Source organism: Trebonia sp., assembly GCF_049794275.1.
GTDB lineage: Bacteria > Actinomycetota > Actinomycetes > Streptosporangiales > Streptosporangiaceae > Trebonia.
The window spans coordinates 1-4921 of the sequence record NZ_JBARCR010001168.1; the positions used below are offsets into that span (position 1 = coordinate 1).

The following is a 4921-nucleotide window of genomic DNA, read 5'->3' on the forward strand; positions in this document are numbered from 1 at the left end:
CGGACACGTCGCCTACGGCGGCCGCGCCGCCCGCGCACGCCGCCACCTGCTGATCACCGTGCTGCACGCGGTGCAGGAGCGGATCGGCTGGATCAGCCCCGGCGCGATCGACCACATCGCCGAGCGGCTCACCGTCCCGCCGGCCGAGGCGTACGGCGTCGCCTCGTTCTATGCGCTGTTCCGCACCGCGCCGTCGCCCGGCGCCGTGGTGCACGTCTGCGACGACCTCGCCTGCCAGGTCAACGGCGCGGAGGAGCTGTGCGAGCGGATGACCCGCCGCTTCGGCAAAGAGGGGAGCGAGGCTGCCTTCGACGGCGCAGGGGTCACCTGGCAGCGCAGCCCGTGCCTGGGCCAGTGCGACCGTGGCTCGGCCGCGCTCATCCAGCGCGCCGGCGCCGACCCGGCCCGCGTCGGGCTCGCCCCGGCGGACCCGGACCAGATCTGGCGTTCGCTGACCGCCCCTGACGAGGGTGCGGGCCGTCCCCACGTCTCGTCTTCATCATCAGGAACGGTCTCGTTGCTTCGCCGCGTCGGCCAGGTAGACCCGTCCTCGGTGGGCTCCTACCGGGCCGCCGGCGGCTACGAGATGCTCCGCCGCGCCGTGGGCCTCGGACCGCAGGGCGTGCTGCGCGAGGTCAAGGACGCCAAGCTGCTCGGCCGCGGCGGCGCCGCGTTCCCGACCGCGATCAAGTGGGAGGCGGTCGCCGCCAACCCGGTCCAGCCGCATTACGTCATCTGCAACGCCGACGAGTCGGAGCCGGGCACCTTCAAGGACCGGGTGCTGATGGAGTCCGACCCGTACGCGCTGATCGAGGCGCTCACCGTGATGGGATACGCGTGCGAGGCGGCTCACGGGTTCATCTACATCCGCGGCGAGTACCCGCTGGCCGAGGCCCGCTTGCGTCATGCCGTCGCGCAGGCGCGGGCTCTCGGCTTCCTCGGGCCCGACGTGATGGGCAAGGGCTTCGCCTTCGACATCGAGGTCAGGCGCGGCGCCGGCGCCTACATCGCCGGCGAGGAGACCGCGCTGATCAACTCGCTGGAAGGCAAGCGCGCCGAGCCGCGGAACAAGCCGCCGTTCCCCGCGCAGTCCGGCCTGTTCGGCAAGCCGACCGCGGTCAACAACGTGGAGACGCTGCTGTCGGTGCTGGAGATCCTGCGCGTCGGCGGGCCCTCGTTCGCATCGGTCGGAACCGAGAACTCGACGGGCACCCGGCTGTTCTGCCTGTCCGGGTGCGTGGAACGTCCCGGGCTTTACGAGTACGACTTCGGCGTCACGCTGGGCGAGGTGATCGACGCGGCCGGCGGCGTGCGCGGCGGGCGGCCGCTCCAGGCGGTGCTGCTCGGCGGCGCGGCCGGCAGCTTCGTCGGGCCATCCGCCCTCGATATGCCGCTGACGTTCGAAGCGGTCCGGGCGGCCGGCACCACGCTCGGCTCCGGCGTCGTGCTCGTGCTGGACGACACCGTGGACGTGGTCGCGCTGCTGCGCCGGATCACCCAGTTCTTTCGCGACGAGTCCTGCGGGCAGTGCGTGCCGTGCCGGGTCGGCACTGTCCGCCAGGAGGAACTGCTGGCCCGGCTGGCGTCCGGCACGCCGCGCGGGAGCATGGCTACCGAGCTCGCCTTGCTTGACGACATCGGCTCGGTCGCGCGCGACGCCTCGATCTGCGGGCTCGGCCAGACCGCGATTTCCGCCGTTCAGTCCGCCGTCAAACTGGGCCTGATTGGGAGCTGACCTTGACTGCTGTGTTCCTTGAGACGCCCAAGCGCCTGGTCGACGTCGAGATCGACGGCAAGGCCGTGCGCGTGCCCGAGGGCGCGACGCTCCTTGAGGCGTGCCGCGCCGAGGGCATCGACACGCCCACGCTGTGCTACCTGGAGAACCTGACGCCGGTGAACGTGTGCCGGGTCTGCGTGGTCGAAGTGGAGGGCTCCAGGACGCTGGTGCCCGCCTGCTCCCGTAAGGCTGAGCCGGGCATGAAGGTGCACACCGACTCCGACCGGGTCAAGACCAGCAGGAAGATGGTCCTGGAGTTCCTCGCCTCGTCGGCGGACATCTCGCTGGCCTCGGCCGACGTGCAGCGCTGGGTCGCCGATTACGCGGTGGACCCGTCCCGGTACGGCACGCCCGCGGCGGACCACGAGGCGGGGGAGCGGGATGCGACACGGCCGGGGGAGCACCACGCGGTCGTTTCCGGCGACTCGGCCGCCACGGTGCGGCAGCCGGTGAAGTACGACAACGACAGCTACGTCCGCGACTACTCGCGCTGCATCCTCTGCTACAAGTGCGTGGAGGCATGCGGAGAGGACGCGCAGAACACGTTCGCCATCGCGGTGGCCGGCCGCGGCTTCGACGCCCGCATCTCCACCGAATACGACGTGACACTGCCCGGCTCGGCCTGCGTGTACTGCGGCAACTGCATCGGCGTCTGCCCGACCGGGGCGCTGATGCCCGCGTCGGAGTACAACATGCGCCTCGAGGGCACCTGGGACGAGTCCGCGCAGACCGTCACCACCACGATCTGCCCCTACTGCGGCGTCGGCTGCAACCTGGAGCTGCACGTCCAGGACAACACGATCATCAAGGTGACCTCCCCGATGGACCACGACGTCACCCACGGCCACCTCTGCGTCAAAGGCCGCTTCGGCTTCGAATTCGTCCAGCGCCGCGCCCGCGAGTAACCCGCGCGCCCGGCCTACCCCCTCCCCGGCCCTACCCCCTCCCCGAACGTGGTCGATGGGCCATCGACCACACTCTTTGGTGGACAATGGGCCATCGACCACGTTCGGCTAGGCGGAGTGACGCGCTCAGAGGCCAGCCAGGAAGAGCCGGAACGTGAAGCGGGTGCTGATCACCGGGATGTCCGGGACAGGCAAGAGCTCGCTGCTTGACGAGCTCGCCGCCCGCGGGTACCGGACCGTCGACACCGACTACGGCGGCTATTTCCAGGTGATCGACGGCGAGAGCCTGTGGCGCGAGGACCGGATCGGCGCGCTGCTGTCCAGCGCTCCCGATGAGCTCCCTGGCGTGCTGTTCGTCCAGGGCACGACCCGCAACCAGGTCCTCTTCTATCCCCGTTTCGACCACATCGTGCTGCTCAGCGCGCCACCCGAGGTCCTGGCCGAGCGGCTGGCCGCCCGCACCACTAACCCCTACGGGAAGGATCCCGCCGAGCTCGCCGAGACACTCCGGTACCAGCGGACAGTCGAGCCGCTGCTTAGGGCCTCAGCCACGCTCGAAGTGGTCACCATGGTGCCCGTCGCGCAGGTCGCCGACATCGTCCTTGACCACGTGCTATGACCCGGCGCCGCCGCGGTTGACGTTCGCCAGGCCCAGCCTGGCGACGCTCACGTCTTCGCGGCCGTGTCCGGCGTCGACGGTGGCGCGCCACTGCCGCGACAGGGCGGCTAGCAGCGGCAGCGTGGCGCCCGGCGCTTCGGCTATCGCCAGGTCCACGTCCTTCAGGGCCCACTCGAGCGGGAATTCGGGCGCGTAGTCGCCGCGCTCCATCTTGTGCAGCTTCGCGTCCGCGATGGGCGCGTCGAGCGGCCCGCCCTCGATCGCCTCGGCCAGCTTGGCGGCGTCGACGCCCAGCTGGGCGGCCAGTTCCAGCGCTTCGGCGACACCCTCGATGAGGATGGACATGTAGGCGTTGACGACGATCTTCATCCGGCTGCCCTGGCCGGCCTCGCCGCCGAGCCACAGGGTCTTGCGGCCGATCGCCGCGAACACCGGTCTCGTCACCTCCTCCGCGGCCGCCGGGCCTGAGGCGAGGATGAGAAGCTGCCCCTGCTCGGCGGGCCCCTTGCTGCCGGACACCGGCGCGTCAACGAAGAGCACGTCGGGCCGGAGACTGCCGAGCCGGCTCGCGATATCGGCGCTGGCCGCCTCACCGATCGTGCCCATCTGCGCCCACGCCGCCCCCCGGGCGAACGCCCCGGCCACATCCTCATCGAAGATCACCGAGGTGACGACGTCCGGGGTCGGCAGCATGGTGATGACTACCCGGGCATCGCGCACCGCGTCGGCAGGCGTCCCGGCGACCTCGGCGCCCGCCTCGGCGAGCGGCGCGGTGGCCGAAACGGACCGGTCCCATACCGTCGTCCTGAGCCCTGCCCTGAGCAGGTTGCGGGCCATCGCCGAACCCATGATGCCGGTGCCGAGCACCGCCGTCCGCGTGTCCTTGCCTTGATCATCCGTCGCGCTCATACAGGTGACTCCTTCCAGTGGTTAGCTCTGGACGCGCTCGTAGACCTGACCCAGGCGCCTCGCCTGCCCGTGGACTTGTAGCGGCTGGAAGTTGGCCGCGAACCAGGAGGTCAGCTCGGGCGTCCACGGGATGCGGCGGGCGTTGCTCGGGGACAGCCACACGTAATCCGCGCGGGACAGGATGGACTGCCACGCGGCGACGACGGCCGGATGAGAGGCCGCGCCGCCCTGGACGCTGACGCCGTTGCTGAGCACCAGCGTCTGCGCGAGCCCGTCGAGCACGTCAGGGCAGCCGGGCCGAGCCGCGGTGAACCTGTTGGCCGCGATCGCCAGCGAGATCTGGTCGCTCACCACGCAGGATCCCGCCGGGATCAGCGCCCGGTCGGGGTAGACGCTCGTGGCGCGCAGCCCGCGGAGCTCGCTCACCTGGAACGCCGCCACGGCGAGCACCACCACCGCGCAGCAGCCGATGAGGGCCCGCCGCACCTGCGGCCGGGCACGGAATCCGCTGGCCATCGCGCCGGCCGCGCACCCGAAGGACAGCGCGAGCCAAGGCGCGGCGAAGGCTGGGTAGTGGTAGAAGAACGCCGAGTAGCCAAGGACGGCCGCTGCCGTCGCGACCGCGGTGGCCAGCACGTACCATTCCAGCGGCGACGGGCGCCCCGGCTCCCACAGGTAGCCGATCGCGAGCACGCCCGCCCCGAGCAGCGC

5 protein-coding genes are annotated in these 4921 nt (G+C 71.1%); 3 read left to right on the forward strand and 2 right to left on the reverse strand.

All coding sequences use genetic code 11. From position 1 onward, the window contains the following. The 3 genes from WA805_RS28830 to WA805_RS28840 form a co-directional block, all read left to right on the forward strand. Window positions 1-1735, forward strand: a 1735-nt coding sequence (locus tag WA805_RS28830; protein ID WP_425243899.1) for an NAD(P)H-dependent oxidoreductase subunit E, incomplete at its 5' end; no start/stop codon positions are given. 2 nt (window positions 1736-1737) lie between these two features. Then, window positions 1738-2682, forward strand: a complete 945-nt coding sequence (locus WA805_RS28835) for a 2Fe-2S iron-sulfur cluster-binding protein (RefSeq protein WP_422276351.1) — start codon at window positions 1738-1740, stop codon at window positions 2680-2682. A gap of 154 nt (window positions 2683-2836) precedes the next feature. Then, complete coding sequence (locus WA805_RS28840) at window positions 2837-3301, forward strand: AAA family ATPase (RefSeq protein WP_425243900.1); 465 nt, start codon at window positions 2837-2839, stop codon at window positions 3299-3301. Here the strand turns inward: WA805_RS28840 and WA805_RS28845 are convergent. Together WA805_RS28845 and WA805_RS28850 are read right to left on the reverse strand one after the other, a co-directional pair. Continuing rightward, the gene (locus tag WA805_RS28845; RefSeq protein WP_422323248.1) at window positions 3296-4210 is read right to left on the reverse strand and encodes an NAD(P)-dependent oxidoreductase; all 915 of its coding nucleotides are present in this window, start codon (window positions 4208-4210) and stop codon (window positions 3296-3298) included. The two genes, WA805_RS28840 and WA805_RS28845, sit on opposite strands and share 6 nt — an antisense overlap. A 21-nt stretch (window positions 4211-4231) precedes the next feature. Further along, the coding region (locus WA805_RS28850) for a hypothetical protein (RefSeq protein WP_425243901.1) at window positions 4232-4921 on the reverse strand (690 nt) is incomplete at its 5' end.